General features: G+C 36.7%; 19 protein-coding genes and 3 pseudogenes. 12 read left to right on the top strand and 10 right to left on the bottom strand.

The genetic code is table 11. The features are described from left to right. Nucleotide 1 precedes the first annotated feature (1 nt). The 3 genes from BTO22_RS16570 to BTO22_RS16560 all read left to right on the top strand — a co-directional run bounded on the left by BTO22_RS16570 (nt 2) and on the right by BTO22_RS16560 (nt 2330). Nucleotides 2-829: a TylF/MycF/NovP-related O-methyltransferase gene (locus BTO22_RS16570; RefSeq protein ID WP_181044676.1), complete on the top strand. Its 828-nt coding sequence runs from the start codon at nt 2-4 to the stop codon at nt 827-829. Beyond that, on the top strand, nt 829-1962 hold the full coding sequence (locus BTO22_RS16565; RefSeq protein ID WP_105056422.1) for a JmjC domain-containing protein: 1134 nt from the start codon (nt 829-831) through the stop codon (nt 1960-1962). The genes BTO22_RS16570 and BTO22_RS16565 overlap by 1 nt, the downstream gene beginning before the upstream one ends. 77 nt (nt 1963-2039) lie before the next feature. Further along, on the top strand, nt 2040-2330 hold the full coding sequence (locus BTO22_RS16560) for a hypothetical protein (protein WP_105056421.1): 291 nt from the start codon (nt 2040-2042) through the stop codon (nt 2328-2330). Nucleotides 2331-2424: 94 nt separating this feature from the next. On the opposite strand, the gene BTO22_RS16555 is transcribed toward BTO22_RS16560, so the two are convergent. After that, nucleotides 2425-2910 carry a hypothetical protein gene (locus tag BTO22_RS16555; RefSeq protein WP_105056420.1) on the bottom strand — a complete coding sequence of 162 codons (486 nt, stop codon included), beginning with the start codon at nt 2908-2910 and terminating at the stop codon, nt 2425-2427. Nucleotides 2911-3346: 436 nt separating this feature from the next. Here BTO22_RS16555 and BTO22_RS20285 point away from each other — a divergent pair, with 436 nt between their 5' ends. Beyond that, the gene (locus tag BTO22_RS20285; RefSeq protein ID WP_258132652.1) at nt 3347-3469 is read left to right on the top strand and encodes a hypothetical protein; all 123 of its coding nucleotides are present in this window, start codon (nt 3347-3349) and stop codon (nt 3467-3469) included. Between the two features lie 339 nt (nt 3470-3808). On the opposite strand, the gene BTO22_RS16550 is transcribed toward BTO22_RS20285, so the two are convergent. Beyond that, entirely contained in the window at nt 3809-4498 is a 690-nt protein-coding gene (locus BTO22_RS16550) for a DNA-3-methyladenine glycosylase I (protein ID WP_105056594.1), read from the bottom strand. A gap of 136 nt (nt 4499-4634) precedes the next feature. Here BTO22_RS16550 and BTO22_RS16545 point away from each other — a divergent pair. Together BTO22_RS16545 and BTO22_RS16540 are read left to right on the top strand one after the other, a co-directional pair. Continuing rightward, nucleotides 4635-4865, top strand: a pseudogene (locus tag BTO22_RS16545) (MerR family transcriptional regulator); the annotation flags it as partial. A gap of 187 nt (nt 4866-5052) precedes the next feature. After that, nucleotides 5053-6024, top strand: coding sequence for a LysR family transcriptional regulator (locus BTO22_RS16540; protein WP_105056419.1), 972 nt, complete (start codon nt 5053-5055; stop codon nt 6022-6024). 49 nt (nt 6025-6073) lie between these two features. On the opposite strand, the pseudogene BTO22_RS16535 reads toward BTO22_RS16540, so the two are convergent. From BTO22_RS16535 to proV, 5 genes and pseudogenes are all read right to left on the bottom strand, one after another. After that, nucleotides 6074-6289 (bottom strand): annotated as a pseudogene (locus tag BTO22_RS16535) (oxidoreductase); the annotation flags it as partial. A gap of 115 nt (nt 6290-6404) precedes the next feature. Further along, nucleotides 6405-7064, bottom strand: coding sequence for a nitroreductase family protein (locus BTO22_RS16530; protein WP_105056418.1), 660 nt, complete (start codon nt 7062-7064; stop codon nt 6405-6407). 246 nt (nt 7065-7310) lie between these two features. Next, nucleotides 7311-8318 carry a glycine betaine/L-proline ABC transporter substrate-binding protein ProX gene (gene proX, locus BTO22_RS16525; protein WP_105056417.1) on the bottom strand — a complete coding sequence of 336 codons (1008 nt, stop codon included), beginning with the start codon at nt 8316-8318 and terminating at the stop codon, nt 7311-7313. Nucleotides 8319-8320: 2 nt separating this feature from the next. Then, on the bottom strand, nt 8321-9406 hold the full coding sequence (gene proW, locus BTO22_RS16520; protein ID WP_061029826.1) for a glycine betaine/L-proline ABC transporter permease ProW: 1086 nt from the start codon (nt 9404-9406) through the stop codon (nt 8321-8323). 4 nt (nt 9407-9410) lie between these two features. Then, on the bottom strand, nt 9411-10598 hold the full coding sequence (gene proV / locus BTO22_RS16515; protein ID WP_105056416.1) for a glycine betaine/L-proline ABC transporter ATP-binding protein ProV: 1188 nt from the start codon (nt 10596-10598) through the stop codon (nt 9411-9413). Nucleotides 10599-11098: 500 nt separating this feature from the next. Between proV and BTO22_RS16510 the strand changes: the two genes are divergently transcribed. Next, nucleotides 11099-11584 (top strand): VOC family protein, encoded by a 486-nt coding sequence (locus tag BTO22_RS16510; protein WP_105056415.1) that lies wholly within the window; start codon nt 11099-11101, stop codon nt 11582-11584. A 61-nt stretch (nt 11585-11645) separates the two neighbouring features. Here the strand turns inward: BTO22_RS16510 and BTO22_RS16505 are convergent, their stop codons facing one another. Continuing rightward, the gene (locus tag BTO22_RS16505) at nt 11646-12758 is read right to left on the bottom strand and encodes an NADH:flavin oxidoreductase (RefSeq protein ID WP_105056414.1); all 1113 of its coding nucleotides are present in this window, start codon (nt 12756-12758) and stop codon (nt 11646-11648) included. Between the two features lie 282 nt (nt 12759-13040). Between BTO22_RS16505 and BTO22_RS16500 the strand changes: the two genes are divergently transcribed. The 5 genes and pseudogenes from BTO22_RS16500 to BTO22_RS20365 all read left to right on the top strand — a co-directional run. After that, nucleotides 13041-14603, top strand: coding sequence for a DUF4150 domain-containing protein (locus BTO22_RS16500; RefSeq protein WP_181044675.1), 1563 nt, complete (start codon nt 13041-13043; stop codon nt 14601-14603). Continuing rightward, nucleotides 14600-15607: a hypothetical protein gene (locus BTO22_RS16495; protein WP_105056412.1), complete on the top strand. Its 1008-nt coding sequence runs from the start codon at nt 14600-14602 to the stop codon at nt 15605-15607. The genes BTO22_RS16500 and BTO22_RS16495 overlap by 4 nt, the downstream gene beginning before the upstream one ends. 1 nt (nt 15608) lies before the next feature. Then, entirely contained in the window at nt 15609-15935 is a 327-nt protein-coding gene (locus tag BTO22_RS16490) for a hypothetical protein (RefSeq protein ID WP_105056411.1), read from the top strand. A 322-nt stretch (nt 15936-16257) separates the two neighbouring features. After that, complete coding sequence (locus tag BTO22_RS20280) at nt 16258-16392, top strand: hypothetical protein (RefSeq protein WP_258132650.1); 135 nt, start codon at nt 16258-16260, stop codon at nt 16390-16392. A gap of 157 nt (nt 16393-16549) precedes the next feature. Beyond that, nucleotides 16550-16747 (top strand): annotated as a pseudogene (locus BTO22_RS20365) (hypothetical protein); the annotation flags it as partial. A gap of 163 nt (nt 16748-16910) precedes the next feature. On the opposite strand, the gene BTO22_RS16480 reads toward BTO22_RS20365, so the two are convergent. Together BTO22_RS16480 and BTO22_RS16475 are read right to left on the bottom strand one after the other, a co-directional pair. After that, nucleotides 16911-17090 (bottom strand): hypothetical protein, encoded by a 180-nt coding sequence (locus tag BTO22_RS16480; RefSeq protein WP_105056409.1) that lies wholly within the window; start codon nt 17088-17090, stop codon nt 16911-16913. 11 nt (nt 17091-17101) lie between these two features. After that, entirely contained in the window at nt 17102-17389 is a 288-nt protein-coding gene (locus BTO22_RS16475; RefSeq protein WP_105056408.1) for a hypothetical protein, read from the bottom strand. Between the last annotated feature and the right edge of the window lie 104 nt (nt 17390-17493).

The following is a 17493-nucleotide window of genomic DNA, read 5'->3' as shown; positions in this document are numbered from 1 at the left end:
AATGTCTAATTATATTGAATTGCTTTCTAAAGTGATCAGAAATGAAATATATCATGACCCGGACAAAATTAAAATTACTAGTAATGAAGTAAATAAATGTAGTTTAGTAATCAATGATTTAAAGAAGCGCTGCCCTTTAGTTCTTAAAACATATCCTAGTCTTAGCGATCCTACACATTTCGCCAAAATTATTTCCTATGCTAGAAAAGATAGGCCTGTTCATACTTATGTAAATAAGCTCGGTATTAAAAATGTTATTGATTGCTGCTTATCCGTATTAGATAAAGAGGTCAAGGGGGATTTTGTAGAAGTAGGTACGCTTAAAGGAGGTATTGGAATTTTAATGGCGGGTGTGATAGCTGAATATGATAGATCGCGTCAGCTCTATATTTTTGATTGTTTTGAGGGGCTAGATAAACCATGTAACCACGATTCGCTTTTTGATAATGAAGTTTGGCATCATTACTCTAACGTTTTTGATGAATATATGTTTGATTGTAAATATGATTTAGATTCGGTAGTAAATAACTTTAAGAAATATGGGCTTGATGACATCCCTTTATTGGTTAAGGGGTGGATTCCAGATTGTTTTGATGAATATGAAAATAATATAGCAGTTCTTAGAATCGATGTTGATTGGTATGAGGCAACAAGAGATACCTTACTTAATCTTTATCAATTAGTTACTAAAGGTGGTTATGTCATTATCGATGATTACAATCTTGAAGGTTGTAAGAAGGCTGTGGATGATTTTAGAGCTTTGATAAATTGCGACAATCCTCTCTACGAGGTTTGTGCTGATACAGGTATTGTGTGTTGGGAGAAGTAATGAAATTTTACAATAAAAGTAAATGGAAGTCAGCAGCCTTATTGTGCTTAGAAGATGTTGTAAATATTGAAAATACATTGGGATTTCAGTTTAAATCTACAGCACTTAAAGAATTAAAGATTGCAATGGCTAATGGGCATGGTCAATTAGAGTATCGTTTAGCTGGTGGCTGCACTGGTGAATATATCTCTCAAGGTTCATATGATGATGTGCTTTTTCAATGTAAGAAGAATGGTGTTTCCTATATTATTAATGATTTAGAAACAGTAGATGGTTTTTTTTCTCACTTAGCTAGTGATATATCAAATACCTGTATGTGTAATGTATCTCTTAAAGCTTTTATTTCTGTTAGGAATAGCAAAAAAAGTCCACTACATTATGACTATCATCATTTACTTAATATGCAAATATTAGGATCAAAGTATTGGCGTATATTTAGAAGGCCTGAAGATATTATTTATCCTAGCACTGGTTATGTTGTTAGTAATGACACCGATAAACATGATGAGTTTACAGGTGAAATATCTTGTGGTGATTTATTTACAATACCAAAAGGATTTGCTCATGACGTATATACAACCAGTGATGTATCAGTTCACATTACAGTGATATTAAGATATAAAACAATTAAAGATATTTTATTGCAGAAGTGCTCTGATAATCTAAGTGGTTATGATGAATATCCTTTATTAAAAGCAATTGATAGTCCTCATGAACTAGAACGTAAATTTGTAGATTTACCTCCAGTCAATACATCGCTATCACTTGATGATATATATAGATCGATATTTTCATTTCAAAAATTAGTACCAAAATCTTCTTCTGGTAATGAATTTCAATATAACACTCTTTATTTTAATAAATGTACTTGGGGGTATGAAGTTTTTGAGGATATGATCGAGCTTACTTTACCTACCGTAATCCCTAGACATGTAGAAATTGAATCAATATCATTTTTACCAGCAAAGCTGAGTTTACCTCTTGAGTTATTACCAACAATTAAATTTATATTTAACAATGGTTATTTGAGTTTTTCGGATTTAAATCAAACTTTTGATGAAAAAACAAGTCAGGCTATATATAAAGTGTTTTTTGATACGGGAATAGCTTTGAATATGATTGACTCTGAGTGAAATATTTGATTTATTATTTTTATCAAGTCAAATTTAAATGACTTTTGAGGTGTTATATTTAAATAGAGGAAAGTAACATGGCTAAGTATCAATTTTTTTGTATCCCTAATAGCGAACGCAAGCAATATACTTTTCTTGATATGAGTTCAAGCACATTTCGGCGAGAGAAGACTGAGATATTAGAACAAGGTTTTGAAGTGGAAGATGATGTTATTTATGCCGATACTGCAGAAAAAGCGGTTGAAAAATTCAAATCAAACTTTATTTATGCTGTTGATGAATATGGTAAAGCAGATGCTAGCTATGGTTTTGCTGTGTTTTTCCAATCTCTTTATAAAATGATGTTTACTAAGACAAGTTCAAAGTAACAGGGATGAAATTTACCTACTAATGTCTTAAATTACCTCAAGCTTAAATGTAATTGAATGGGGTGGGAGCTGCATTATTCTACAAGCTAAAACATCAAAATAGATCGTCGAATGATAACTGAAAATGATGCATAGAAATCACCCCCTTTGAGTCAGGCACAATGCCATTAACGAGAGAGATCGAAACTGTGTCTGTTACAGGATAAGAAAGAGTAAGCTGAGGGATTAAATATAAGCTAATATCTTCATTAATATAAGTAATTATTTGCTCTTGTTCATAACCTGTAACTACACCAACCATCGCTCCTAAACGAAATGACAGCTTTTGTATTTTAAGGTCATCATCCATTCTAAAGTTCCACCCAACAAGTGTGGAGTTGTTATTATAAGAGTTGACAAAATGTGCAGCACTAAAGCCATTATTAATGCTAAAGCCAATCAGTTTATGGTCTTCATTATAATCATAGTTTCGGTCAACATAGTGGTTACTGTAGCCTAAAAAAGCAATTTGAAGCGAAGTAGCAGAAGAGCCAAATGAGCATAAGAACAAAAAAAAGCTACATATTGAAATCCATTTCATATTATTCCTTAATTTAAGAACTATGAAATATAATAGTAGTTAGAAAATACTGATTTTGCTTAGTTTTTGTTATGCAATAAAAATGACGTGTCCACAAATACAGTACCAAATACAGCTTGTTTCGCTATAAAACCACTCTTGATGTTGACGGCAGCATGGGCAAACTAACTTATCCATATATCCTCTATCATTCTTATTATTTGTAGAACCAGTATGGGATCTATTTATGTTTAATCAAACCAATATTTGGGCTCGTCAGGCTCATTTAGACGTAAACAGCATTTATATGTAATTGTTACAAATAGTGATAATAATATTTGGTTTTTCGTCGTAATTTTATGTGTAAATTGATCATGATTTTGGCCGTAGTCACATTATATAAATATTGTTATGTTTAAAATGAGTAACCGAAAAGAAATTTGCTCAAGGAGGAGTTATGTTGATATCGGAAGGGTTAAGTCCACTAACAGAGTTGGTTATTTGGATGAGCTACGCAGTGACTATCGTTTTAGCTGTGCTTGCTGTTGGCATATTACTTGAAATCAATAAAAAGGAATAATTTGCCTTTTTATTTATGTAAAAGCACCTTTTAGTAAGTAATGCCAGTCAGTTAAGCGAATATCAATAAAAACAAGGGCTTCAGACGAATTTATTACAATCATTCTGGAGCCCTTGTTGTATCTATCTTTCACTCTCTTAACGGGTACTTTGCCATATCTATTAGACATTGAATAAATAGTGCATAATTACTCAATAAAGTGACTAACTGATCGGCATTACCTTTTAGTAAGGTGCTTTTTTAGTTATACAGAAAGGATTAGTTTGTTTTAAATTGTGAAACTTGATCTTTCATTTCTTCTGCTTGCTCTGCTAACTTCATTGGATGTGGTATTTTTTATTAAAGAATTCGGTTATCCCCACAACTATAAGCAATTATTTGGCTAATTTCAGACAAAGATCGCCCTGACTCTGCTTTCCAGTGATTAAATGCCTGAGTTGTTGCTTGAAGTGCTCGTTTTGTATCTCGGCCACTATCAATAATATCGCAATGACGTAAATACCACTCAACATCAGAAGAAAGAATAAAGGTATCGACCCCCATTTGGCGTAATGCATAAGCCCCCGTATTACCACCTAAGCGTTTTCCGTGTTTTTTAAGATATGCCCATAACCCCGTAATATCGTCACTAGGCCAATTTGCTACCATCTGGCCAAAAGAACCATATTTAAGGCTTGCCATATTTATCATCAAGGCATTGGCTGGGATAGTCATTACTTTAGTTAGATGGCGGATAATACGCGGATCTTTCGCTTTCTCTTCCCATGTTTCATCAGGTTGAAGTAATAGAGGCTGAATACGAAATTGAAAGAAAACCTCTTCAAATTCTGGCCATTTTTTACGAACCACATTCCATGAAATACCGCACTGAAAAACCTTTTCTGTAAATACTGCTAACCAACGGTCATCCGGAATCGCGGCTAATTCTTCTGGTGATAATGGTTTATGTAGCATCAGCTCTAGTTGTGCTTCCCCACCTTTACGCTGCGCCGCTCGTTGATAAATGGATTCAAACTTTTCAATAGTCATGATTGTCTCTGATTTAAAAGCATGAAGAGATTGAAGCATAAATAGCTCTATTTTTGTATTAAAAAGAGTGAACGCTTGACCTGTCTAAAGCTTCATAGTTTATAGTGTTTGTTATCAACTAAGAGGAAAAGAGTTTATGTATCGTATTTCTGAGTTAGCGCAGCGCGTGGGATTAAGTCGTTCAACTTTGTTGTATTACGAGAAGTTAGGCCTGATTTCAGCAAAGCGACAAGCCAATGGTTATCGCAGCTATTCAGAAAACGATCTTCAGCGTCTAGTACTATTGCAGCAACTGCATAGACTAGATGTATTAGATGATGAAATCGCAAAGAAACAAAAAGCGAGAGAGCTTCTATCCTCAATGCTTGCCAGTCATCAATTTGCAGAATGCATTTATTAAAAGCCCTTGGTATGTAGAATAGAAGGCAGCTATAAATGTCATTTATCTGCTAATGCGTTGATACCATCTCACATTTAGACCAGTATAATAGGCTTTAGTTAATGATTTATAATGTCATTAGTTAATGCCTCTCTATTTAAACAAAGGATCCGTCATGTCTCTGGTTAATCAGCTTTCACTTTTTATTGATGTTGTACAACAAGGCTCATTTACTAAAGCTGCAGCATTGCATGATATGGATAATTCATCGTTATCTAAGCAGATTAAAAAGTTAGAAACAGAGCTTGGAGTGCAGTTGCTTAATCGCTCTACTCGCTCTTTCTCTTTAACGCCAGTAGGTGAAGAGATCTTAGAGCAAGCGCATAATTTAGTGAGTACCATTGGGCATGTGCAAACCATTGCTGACTCTTATCATGCTGTGCCAAAAGGGCGCATCCGCATTACTGCCCCATTGCATATTGGGCAACACTATCTGCAACCAGTGATAAGCCAATTCATGAAGCGCTATCCTGAAGTTGAGATCGTTCTTTTAATGGATGATAAACGTTCTGATATTATTTCGGATCACTTCGATGTTGCTTTTAGGTTGGGTCGATTAGATGACTCAAGTTTAATCGCGAAAAAAATTGCAGATATTCGCGCTGTTGTATTAGCTTCCCATGATTTTATTGCGCACTATGGCGAGCCTAAAACGCCAGAAGAATTAGTCAGCTTGCCTTCGGTTATTTACAGTAATGGCTCATTAACCGTTGATGTTGTTAGGTGCAGTGAAACACCAGATTCAAGTGTGTTTAATAATTATAAAATGAAAGGAAATTACAAGGTGAATGATGTAAGCACTTTGCTTGCAGCAGTTCAAGATGGGTTAGGTTACGCTACGATAGCATCATCTAACTTGGCTCGTTCAATAGAAGACATGCAATTAACGCCATTATTAACAAATTACGCTATTTGTAATCAAGGATTGGCTGTTTATGCTCTCTATCCACACAGACAACAAACGGCTTTAGTTAGAGAGTTTATTGCCGCCGTTCAAGCGTATATAGGTGAGTCACCACGTTGGGAGCAACACATCCCAAACTTTGACGCTATGTACCAAATGAATAAGAACGTAATCAAAAAATAACCCTACTCAAAAGAGCAGGGTTATGATTATTTCAATAAGATGGGCTTACTTAGATTGCTTGATATTCAGGGTAATCAAGTAGGCCTTTTTCAGCACCACCAAACAAGGTGCTTGGCTCATGGTTTGCTAATGGATAGTCGTTTTTGATACGATTTGGTAAATCAGGGTTTGCAATAAATGGGCGACCAAAGCCAACCATATCAGTAATGCCACTAATTAATGCTTGTCCTGCTTTCTCTGTATTGTAGCGACCAGCATAAATTATGATTTATTATTAATTTAATAGCGTTTTGTTATGATTTATTGCGATAAATATAAAAAAGGCCAGACATCTGTCTGACCTTCATTTCTATGATTAGCTCATAGGGTTGTTCTGTATATTATAGAACGGTGATTACATCTTCCATTGGTAGACGTGCTTTTGGAAGACCGTGGTTATAATCTTCAACTTCTTTGTGGTAACCCAGTGCAAGAGCGAAGTCACAAACATAACCATCAAGCTCATCTTTAAATGTTTCGCCAATTAGCTGTGCATCAACACCTTCCATAGACGTAGATGCAATACCCATACGAGCAAGTGTGTGTAATGTGTTACCTAAAGCAATGTAAGATTGTGCTTTAGTCCAGTTACCGTTAAAGCCTGTTTCATCTGTATTTAATTCAACAAAACCGTACGCGCCATCAAGCATATCGTTGTAACGCTCAGCAGGAAGGTGGCCTGAACTTACTTCAGCATCAACTACTTTTCTGTATTGATCTTTATCAAACTTAGGGTTGTGTGCAAATAAAATCGTATGTGATGCTTCTTTTGCGTGTGGTTGATTAAACTGGAACATGTTTGCGAATGTACCGTGGAAACGCTCTTTAGCTTCATCACTTTCAAGAACGATGAATTTCCAAGGTTGAGAGTTAATTGAAGACGCTGATAAACGGATAGCTTCTTTAATCACATCCATATCTTCTGCAGAGATGCGTTTAGTTGCATCGTATTTTTTAGCTGTGTAACGAGAGTTTAAATCGGCAATAATTGGATGAGTCATATCTACTTCCTAAAATAAGATGAACAAGAGCACAAGACAGAACATCCGTCTAACGCGTTGTTGATGGAAGTAATATAAATAAAACGAAGCAAGAGAAACAGAGCGTATTTATCCAATGACTATGGAACAAAAATACCATAATCGATTAGCCTAGAAAATACTGATATAAAAAAGGCCAGTAGTTTATGCTATTGGCCTTTGTATTATTCACAAATAATGAGTTAAAGCTGCATTAGGGTAGACAAACTACAGTGCGGCTTTTTTTGCTTCCGCAATCCAAGCATCAAATTGAGTGCGGTTTGCTTTTATCCAACCAGTTACGTGTGATTCGATATCTGCAGTACTGTTTTTACCTTTACTCATCATCATATTTTGAGCACTCACGTCATTGATATTCAATTTAATGATTTCAAATAGTTTTGCTGCTGATGGGTTTTGTGCTGCAAACTCTTTATTTGCAATAATACGCATAGAGTTCATTTCAAAACCGTAGTTCTTACCGTTAGATAAAGTGGTATCAACATCTTTACGATCGCCCGGTAGTGAAGAAAAAGGAACTTCTAGCCACGTAACGTCTTTGTTAGGAACAAGAACACCACTTACCCAGTAAGGCGTCCAAGTATAATAAAGAATTGGTTCACCATTTTTATAACGAGAAATGGTATCGGCAATAATCGCAGCATAATTACCTTGGTTATGAGTTACCGTATCTTCAAGTTTAAATGCAGAGATTTGGTGTTCAATAACCATTTCACAACCCCAACCAGGGTTACAGCCTGTTAGGTCTGCTTTACCATCACCATTAGCATCAAATAACTTAGCAATTTTAGGATCTTTTAATTGACCAATATTGGTAATGTTGTATTTTTCTGCGGTTTTCTTATCGATTAAGTAACCTTGAGCAGCGCCACTAACGTACTGGCCTTGACGGAAGAAACTATCATCACCACCAGACATTTTGTATTTGTCAGCATGAAGAGGGAACCAACCTACAGCCAAGAAAGTCGCGTCGCCTTTCGCTATTGAAGTATAAGCAACGTTATAATCCACTTCTTTTGTTGGCAAAACATCATAACCAAGCTCTTCAAGTGCGCGGTTTACAATAGAGGTTTGAAATGTTTCTTCAGCAACAGTAGATTGAAGCGCTTGAACGGTGACGCCTTCGCCAGGAAGTTTCTCAGCCCAAACGTTTGTTGATAAAGCGAGTGTTGAAACGATACTTACCGTTAGGGCTTTCTTCCATGAATTAATCATTCTTATTTCTCCTTAAGTTTTAGTTCTGGTTCTTGTTCTTTCTTTTGAGCAAAAATGCGTAGTAGGATAGAAACGGGTCCCATGTGGTACCAACGTAGTTTAGTGTTACCTGCGTTTACACCGAGCACTTGAGTAATTCGGTCAAGTAAAATAGCAAGGATAACAATGCCTAAACCACCGACAGCAGCAAGTCCCATATCTAAACGACCTATCCCTCGTAACACCATTTGACCTAAACCACCTACAGCAATCATTGAAGCAATAACCACCATTGATAGCGATAGCATTAGGGTTTGGTTAACTCCGGCCATAATCGTTGGTAGGGCAAGAGGGAGTTGAATTCGATACAGCATCTGTTTTTTATTCGCACCAAATGAATGGCCGGCTTCGATTAACTCTTCAGGTACTTGTTGAATACCAAGAATGGTTAAACGAACAACAGGTGGAAGTGCAAAAATAATGGTTACAACAACACCTGGAACATTACCAATACCAAACAACATAACAATTGGAACTAAGTAAACAAAAGCAGGGGTTGTTTGCATTGCGTCGAGTATTGGCCGAATAAATTTCGCAGCTGTTTTACTTCTTGCTAGCCAAATACCCATGGGTAGGCCGATAAGCAGACAGAAAAAGACCGAAGTCATAACCAAAGCAAGAGTTGTCATTGCTTGAGACCATGCACCAATGAGCCCGATAACGAGTAATGATACAGCCGTTGACACGCCAAGTTTAAAGTTAGAAAACTGCCACGCTAATAAAAATAAAATAAGTAGCATGAAAGGGGCAGGCGTAGAAACTAACGTGGTTTCAAAGGAGCTCAAGATAAAATCGATAGGGACACGAATTGCTTGGAATAACGGGCGTCCATGTTCAACTAACCAATTTAGGCCTGATTCAACCCAGGTATCTACGGGTAGAACAGCTTCTTCAAATGGGTTTAAAATATCAAAAGGTTTTGTCTCAACAACTTCGCTATTTAGCCAATCAGCAGAAGCTGAAGTGTCGCCAGTTTGACCCCAAGGATCAGCACTTGGCGCAGTTGTAGTTTGTGACCATGGGTCATTATTTGTTTGATCTGATGACATCGTTCTACCCCTTATCTAACGTCTGAAGTAGTCGTGATTTCGTCACAACACCAAAATAATTGCCATTTTCGTCAACAACCGGAACTGAATAAGGCACATCTGCAACAACACCTAAAATATCATTAATAGGTTGGCTTGGTTTAAGCGTTAAACCTTCAGGTAATTGTGCACTGATAAGAGAGCGGTTATCATTATGAGCTTCACGCAAAGAGTCGACCGAAACAATGCCAGAGTAGAGACTGCTTTTATCTACGACAATGCCGTATTCTCTGTCGTTATCCATTAAATACTGTAGAGCAGAAGCGGGACCATCATGCTCTGATTTTTTAAACATAGCCGCTGGTTTTTTACGAGCAATGTCTTTTGCCGTCAAAACATTAGCGACATTAACGCCACGGAAAAAGGCTTCTACATAATCATTCGCAGGATTATTAAGGATATCGTCGGGGGTTCCAACTTGAACCACTTCACCATTTTGCATGATGGCAATTCTATCCCCAATACGCATTGCTTCATCTAAATCATGAGAGATAAAGACAATAGTACGTTTATCATCATTTTGAAGACGAATAAGTTCATCTTGCATTTCTGTTCTGATCAGGGGATCAAGTGCAGAGAATGCTTCGTCCATTAAGAGAATATCAGGGTCACAAGCCAGTGCTCGTGCTAAACCAACACGTTGTTTCATACCACCAGATAACTCATCAGGATAAGATTCAGCGTAAACATCAAGCCCAACTCTTTCCAATGCACTTAATGCACATTGTTTACGTTTTTCAATATTGACACCTGCGAGCTCTAAACCAAAGGCTGCGTTTTCAACGACAGTCATGTGTGGCATTAGGGCGAAGTTTTGGAAAACCATTGAGATGTTATTGCGGCGGACTTGACGAAGTTCATCTTCAGAGATGTGTGCAATGTCTTTACCTCTAAGGAAAACATTGCCTTTCGTTGGTTCGATAAGTCGATTGAGGAGGCGAACTAAAGTGGATTTACCTGAGCCAGATAGGCCCATAATGACGAAGATTTCGCCTTCTTGAATACTAAGAGAGACGTCATTAACACCAATGGTTAATCCTATTTTTTCAAAAACATCGCCTTTGTTTGCGCCTTCATTAATCATTGAAAATGCGCGATCAGTGTCCTCTCCAAACACTTTGTACAGTCCCTTAACTTCCAGTATGGGATTCATTTTTTAATTCCTTTGATTGAAAAATCATTAGTACTATAATTAAATCGTGCGTACTTATCAAGAGTATCCATACGGTAAATGGTATGTATCTTTGTTTTTACGGTATTTTTAATAAAAATAAAAATAGAGAGGATTGAATTAAGTCATTGTTTTTGAGTGTATTTATGTAGAGTTGGATCTCAAGTGATAACTGGGTGTTATATTTTTTGTAAACGTAAGGTAATGAGTTCATTATTTCGTGAATAATTGGATGGTATATTGAATCTGATAATTTAATTTGAGTACGAATTAAAAGTTTCTACTGTTATTTAATCAGTTTAAGGCTGCTGAGATAAATTCTGCTTTAATACACATTTTTACTTAAAGGACGCGACCTGATTTATAATAACGTTTTGTTATTATTTTTATAATTATTGATAATTTGTTGTAATTCGTACTTGTCCATATACTTATCCCATCGAAACGAACATTGAATATATTATTTGAATTTGGAGCACATTATGAAAATGAATCACGTTGGTATCATGGTTGGCAATATGGATAAAGCGGTTGAGTTTTATACTAAAGCACTTGGCCTTAGTGTTGTGATGGGAAATACTAAAGTTGAAGAAGAGCGCAAAACGGCGATTGGTAGAATGTGTGTGGCTGTTTTTGGTGAAGGTTTCAAAGGCTTTAATATTGCACACCTATTATCTAGTGACGGCATTGGCTTTGAATTATTTGAAATGAAAGAGCGTCAAGAACGTCACGAGGTTGATTTCTCTCGTATTGGTATCTTCCATTTCTGTCTTCAAACCGATGATTTTCATGGTGTGATTGAACGTACAGAACAGTTTGGCGGAAAGGTGCGTATGGATATTATGCGTTACCATCCAGAAGACGATAATAACCTATCTCAAATGGTATATTTAGAAGACCCATTTGGTAATTTATTTGAGCTTTATTCACATACATACGAAGAAACATATTCTGCTGAATATGAATAAGTAACCGTAGAAAAAAGACTAAGGGTTAGCCGTTGCGCTAACCCTTATTGCTATCTATTTATTAATCTTGTGATTTTTTAGGCTTTCTTTTCTTATACACCACGCAGAAATTACCACGTTTAGTGCGACACTTAGAGCAACGCTCACAATCTACTTCTGCTCTGCTGCCTTCTTTCCAGCGCTTAATTAACTGAGGCTCAGCAAGTAAAGGGCGTGATAAAGCAAAATATTGAATATTGGTGTTCTCAGCAATGGCTTCAATCGCACAAATATCGTTAAGACCACCCACCGTAATAACAGGGATAGAAATATCGTCACTGATAACCGCCCCATACTCACGAAAATAGCCTTCATCTTGCAGCGTATAACCATCGAACGATTCACCAATCATGGTGCTCGCATTACCGTGAATGTTGCCTGAAACAATGATCGCATCGACCCCAATTTCTTCCAGTTTTTTACAGATAAGACGAGAGTCATCAAACGTTAAACCGCCATCAAAAAACTCAGTAGCGGTTAGCTTAACTAAGATAGGGAAATCATTGCCCACTAATTTCCTGATCTTGGCATAAATTTCAATTAAGAATCTCATGCGGTTTTCTAAGCTACCGCCGTATTCATCGTCACGACGGTTGTAATATGGGCTTAAAAATTGATTGATTAGGTAGGTATGCGCAGCGTGGATCTCTACGCCATCAAAACCTGACTCTTGTGCCCGTCGGCTTGCTTGAGCAAAAGCATCAACAATGTAATCAATCTCATCTTTAGTCATCGCTTTACCAAGAGTTTTTGTACCTCTTTCGCATACGTCACTTGGTGCGAAGATCACACGCTCGCCAACGTTATAAGTGGTCTTTGTGCCACCATACGCCAGTTGCATCGCAATCTTAGAATCATACTTGTGCACTAACTCAGTCAGCTTTTGGTATTCAGCAATAAAAGAGTCGTTGTACATACCCATCATGCCAGCGTTAGGTTTTTCTTCCTTAACGATATTTGCATAACCTGTCACTATTAAGCCAACGTCACCCTTTGCCAGCTCTTCGTAGATATCGTATAGCTTATCGGTCATATGGCCATCTTCAGTCGCCATATTTTCCCACGTTGCACTTCGAACAAAGCGGTTCTTTAGTGTCATGTTGCCAATCTGGGTTTGTGTAAACAAAGTGCTCAAGTGCAATCCTCTCAGTGTTCTATGATGTCATTGGGATAAAAGGGCGGCAATAGTAGCGCTAAGAAAAGAGCAAAACTTTAATCTATATTAAGAAGTGGGCATATAATTGATGCAGAGAGGGAGGGGGAGCTTAGTTTGTTTGATATATTAATTATAGTGATCTCTAATCCATAACTTACCATTCAGTTACTTTACCTAGTAAAACCAATATTTTGTCATGTTAATAATCGCCATTATTAAAGGTACAATTGCACTATTAAATGTGATAACAATGGTGATATTTTGGCGGCAACAATAGGTGCAAATGGATTAAGTGTAGTTCATCAAGGTTCGGGAGGAGAAGCAAGTGCAGATTCTCCAGATGTGTGTGCTACTACTACGGGCAAATCGACCTCTAATATCGCCTATGGTAATAGCGCAAAATCTTCAGACTTGGCTGATGGCTCTACTACCGTGACCATGGATGGCGGCAACTCTGTCGCCCTTAAAGGTTCTATCTTTTCCAAAAGTACAGGGGATGAAGGTGGTGATAAAAAAGGTGTGGCTTCTGGAACCATTCAAGGTGAAGCAGCCTTCATCAGTGCATCTCCTACCGTGAAAATAGAAGGTCAAGGCGTAGCAAGACAATCTGATTCTATGACCATGAATTCAGGCAATACCTTGTGTAGCGGAGTTCAAAACCCACCAATTCAAATTGGTACGCCAGAGCCAGAAACTTATTCTGTAAATATCTATTGTGAAAACTTAGCCAATGCACCTTTTAAAGTAAAAGATGGCGATGGCAATATCGTTGCTTCTGGTGAGTTAGATGGCAGAGGTAAATGCACGCTTGACCCATTACCTCAAGATATGCGTCTTGAAGTGGAATATGATGAAAGCCCAAATGAATTCAATTGGGGTCCTGGACCTGTAGATTTTAATCAGCGCTATGGTGAATTAAGTGATGATGCTTTCTTTTCATTAGCAGCAGGCTCGCAGTATCCGTTTTGGTTACGAAAGCCCAATAGCCGAGCAGAGCAATATCAATGGGGTATCTTAGGCTGCCAAACTTACCCAAATGAGACTCTGCAATCCATTATTGAATTAGAAGCTAAGTATCTTTCTCCGCAACTGTTTACCTATTGGGATGCACAAGAGTTCGCTACCTCATTATTAAAAGTAATGGATAAAGAGCCAATAGAGCAAAAAGACGTTCGCTATTTTGTGTCACAACTGCTTTGTATCGCTTCACCCAATATATCAACTTCAGTATATGCCGATGCGATTTACTCTTTTATCTGGTTAGATGCCTCAACATCTTACGGTGAGTTGTGGGCAAACTTACGTTACTTTGGTCGTGGTAACCCACAAAAAGCATGGGATAGCCTTGACTGGTCTGCAGCTGCACAGCACATCAATAAAGTAGCAGATGCTTTTTTTGAGCGTTTTCTATCTCGATTAGAATGCGTAAAAGGCAATGCGTCATTAGCAGGTTACAGCGAAGTTGAGAAGGTAACACTTGGGCATATTGATACCGTTAAACGTGTAAGAAAACAGCTTATTGATGAAATCCAAACTCTACTTGATAACACTAAAGCCAAGATACAAGGCATTATTGATAAAGGTGGAGATAAGCCACCAGTAGTGAAACGTCCAAATCAGATTGTGGCCAGTGCGTATGACTTAAATGATAAGTTATATATCAAAGCGCCTAAGTTAGATAAACCTAAGATGGAGTTAGCCTTTGATTTAGGTTGGATGCAGTCTGATAAAACTCAATCGCAAGATGAGCTGTGGGATGGTTTGTTTACAACGGCAACCTCAGAAGAGCTAAAGCCCTTATTAAAAAGCACAATGAACACTTGAATGATCCAGTACGTCAGGGTGAAATGATAATTTTGCCAACGATGGAACCTGTTGAGCAAGAGGATATTGATAAGCTCATAGCATTAAAAGAAGAATGTAAAGTGGCGAGTGAAGAGTTATGTAATCTTACGGAAGAGCAATTACAAATTCATCATACGTACTTTGAAGTACTTGAAAACAAGTTTGTTGAATATTGGAATGCAGGAATGCCAAGTGATGGTTTTGCATATATGGGAGCTGTTATTGGTACGGTTGCTCCAGCGATGCAAAAGAATTTGGAAAACGTTTCTTCCACATTGTCTAAGTTGGATGAACTATACCTGAAGATGTTATCTAAAAAACTAGATCGTTCTAGTTTTACGCAGCAACGCCAAGTATTAAAAGAAATATTGGATAAGCAATTAGATAAACTAACTCAAAAAACACTTAATATCCCAGTAAATAAAAGTGTTAAAAAGACCCTTGGAGTTTATTCAACAAAATCTCTTATTCATAATGCTGATGAGATACTTAAAGAAGGTAGTGTTAGTGAGTTCGGTAAGCGTATTGCTAATACTGCTAAATGGGTCAAACATGCAGAAGCCGCAGGTAATATCGCTGTTGGATTGAGCGTAATGAGCAGTGTATATAATGTATCTCAAAATTGCGATGGTATTGAATCATGCGTTCGAAATACGGTAATTGAAACTGGTGGTGTTGTTGGAGGGTGGGTCGGCGGTACCATTGGTGTAGCTGCTGCTGGTAGTATAATTACATTTTTTAGTATTGCTTCTGCTCCTATTGTTATGGTTATCGTTGGTGGTGCTGCATTATTTGGTGGTACTATTTCTTCAGGAATTTCGAAATCTGCTGTTGAGCATTTATATAAACTATCACCGTTGGAGAGCATTTTAAATAATATAGATTCAGATATTGAATCTATTGCTAATGATGAAGTGGAGAAGTATATACTTGATAGTAGATTTAATACATTCTCAATTGATAGTGTTTTAAAAGGTATTTAAGATGATTGAAGATATAGTGTCATATATAGCTTTATTTGCGTTAATATGGATGTTTCCATTTGGATATCATTTGATTATTTATAGTCTAGGAGATAAAAAAAATATAAATCAATTAGTAGATGATTTGGCAAAAGAACCTGAGACGTTTAAAAAAAAGCATTATATATCAATGGTAAGTATTGGTGCGGGCGGTTTATTTTCTTACTTTTGTTTCATATATCCATTCATTAGGTATAGAAGAAAAAACAAAAAAATAACGTTTGATTTATTTATGTGGTTAAATTGGATATTTTTTATTGTAGTTATTATTGCTTATATTCAATCATAGCATGATACAAAAGCCACCCACAGCGCCACTTTTCCATTCTCATCACCACCATTGCATTGCAAAACTGCCATCGCCTAACATCGGGTGCAAGCACATCTGCGACAACTTGCAAAGCAATGGGTTGGCATGGAATTGATTAGAATGCGTAAAAGGCAATGCGTCATTAGCAGGTTACAGCGAAGTAGAGAAGGTAACACTTGGGCATATTGATACCGTTAAACGTGTAAGAAAACAGCTGATTGATGAGACTCAAACCCTATTTGATAACACCAAAGCCAAGATACAAGGCATTATTGATAAAGGTGGAGATAAGCCACCAGTAGTGAAGCGTCCAAACCAGGTTGTAGCCAGTGCAAATGAGCTGAATGATAAGTTATACATTCACGCGCCTAAGTTAGATAAGGCGAAGATGGAGTTAGCTTTTGATTTAGGTTGGATGCAGTGTGATAAAACTTAATCGCAAGATGAGCTGTGGGATGATTTGTTTACAACGGCAACCAAAGCCCTTATTCAAAAGCACAATGAGCACTTGAATAATCCAGTACGTCAGGGTGAAATGATAATTTTGCCAACGATGGAGCCTGTTGAGAAAGAGGACAACGATAAGCTGATAGCATTATATATCAATGGTAAGTATTGGTGCTGGTGGTTTATTTTCTTATTTTTGTTTCATATATCCATTTATTAGAAAAAGAGCATCAACAGACTCAAAGAAATTTACAGTGTTCATGTGGTGGAATGCTTTAGGTATGTGGAGTTGGTTAGGGGTCTTTGTTTTTGGTTTTCTGGCTAAATTTTTTGGGACCATTTAACGAAATGTCACTTAGAGTACATTCGTCATCATTCATACAAAAATAAAAAAGCTCATACGTGATAAAATGCATGAGCTTAGTATTTAAGGTTACTGGGCTAGTCTATAGTTAGTGATAACGATAAGAATAACCTTAAATTTGGTTGTAATGAGGTGCTTATTATTTAATTGAACGAAAGGTAATCATGATTTTGGTTAATCTCTTTTAACTCTAATTCGTATATTTTTTGATTAACTCGATTTTTAGTCTCAGGATTAATAATATTCGTTGTTTTCTTTGCTGATTTTCTCATAGAAGTAATGATAATAATTGCTGCTTCAATATCTCTCTTTGTCATACTCATTGACATCAATCCTATACACTAAATAAATAGTCACAACTCACGTGGTCGAATTCGTCATAATTTTCATATAATTCAATAAGATAATTTTTTCGCTTGTTCATTTGGATAGCAGTAATAATGGTGCTCTTTTTAGCATTTCCAATTAAGCGTGTAGCCTTTCTTACTATGGCTCTATCTTTATAATTTAAATAATATATTTCATAACTAATAAGTCGAATGCCTTCATTAGCACTCATACCTTTTTTTTGCAGTTGGGTTAGGATTCTTTTATCTAAAAATGTAAGATCAATAAAATTCATGTTCTACCTATTATCAAAGAAAGAACACATCCTTGTGTATGTCTATGGGTGAATAATAGATATTTATCTTAAAGTTACATACAGCATTCACGAAATAAATAGTA

It is taken from the genome of Aliivibrio sifiae, assembly GCF_002954705.1.
Taxonomy (GTDB): Bacteria; Pseudomonadota; Gammaproteobacteria; order Enterobacterales; family Vibrionaceae; genus Aliivibrio; species Aliivibrio sifiae_A.
This window is presented reverse-complemented; position numbering and strand designations above follow the sequence as displayed.

What these genes read in the sequence shown, in the direction of transcription:
- proX (WP_105056417.1), bottom strand. Translation starts at nt 8,318, where the DNA reads ATGATTAATTCATGGAAGAAAGCCCTAACGGTAAGTATCGTTTCAACA.
- BTO22_RS16480 (WP_105056409.1), bottom strand. Translation starts at nt 17,090, where the DNA reads ATGAGTATGACAAAGAGAGATATTGAAGCAGCAATTATTATCATTACT.
- BTO22_RS16560 (WP_105056421.1), top strand. Translation starts at nt 2,040, where the DNA reads ATGGCTAAGTATCAATTTTTTTGTATCCCTAATAGCGAACGCAAGCAA.
- BTO22_RS16555 (WP_105056420.1), bottom strand. Translation starts at nt 2,910, where the DNA reads ATGAAATGGATTTCAATATGTAGCTTTTTTTTGTTCTTATGCTCATTT.
- proW (WP_061029826.1), bottom strand. Translation starts at nt 9,406, where the DNA reads ATGTCATCAGATCAAACAAATAATGACCCATGGTCACAAACTACAACT.
- BTO22_RS16540 (WP_105056419.1), top strand. Translation starts at nt 5,053, where the DNA reads ATGTCTCTGGTTAATCAGCTTTCACTTTTTATTGATGTTGTACAACAA.
- BTO22_RS16510 (WP_105056415.1), top strand. Translation starts at nt 11,099, where the DNA reads ATGAAAATGAATCACGTTGGTATCATGGTTGGCAATATGGATAAAGCG.
- BTO22_RS16550 (WP_105056594.1), bottom strand. Translation starts at nt 4,498, where the DNA reads ATGACTATTGAAAAGTTTGAATCCATTTATCAACGAGCGGCGCAGCGT.
- BTO22_RS16530 (WP_105056418.1), bottom strand. Translation starts at nt 7,064, where the DNA reads ATGACTCATCCAATTATTGCCGATTTAAACTCTCGTTACACAGCTAAA.
- BTO22_RS20285 (WP_258132652.1), top strand. Translation starts at nt 3,347, where the DNA reads ATGTTGATATCGGAAGGGTTAAGTCCACTAACAGAGTTGGTTATTTGG.
- BTO22_RS16475 (WP_105056408.1), bottom strand. Translation starts at nt 17,389, where the DNA reads ATGAATTTTATTGATCTTACATTTTTAGATAAAAGAATCCTAACCCAA.
- BTO22_RS16490 (WP_105056411.1), top strand. Translation starts at nt 15,609, where the DNA reads ATGATTGAAGATATAGTGTCATATATAGCTTTATTTGCGTTAATATGG.
- BTO22_RS16565 (WP_105056422.1), top strand. Translation starts at nt 829, where the DNA reads ATGAAATTTTACAATAAAAGTAAATGGAAGTCAGCAGCCTTATTGTGC.
- BTO22_RS16570 (WP_181044676.1), top strand. Translation starts at nt 2, where the DNA reads ATGTCTAATTATATTGAATTGCTTTCTAAAGTGATCAGAAATGAAATA.
- proV (WP_105056416.1), bottom strand. Translation starts at nt 10,598, where the DNA reads ATGAATCCCATACTGGAAGTTAAGGGACTGTACAAAGTGTTTGGAGAG.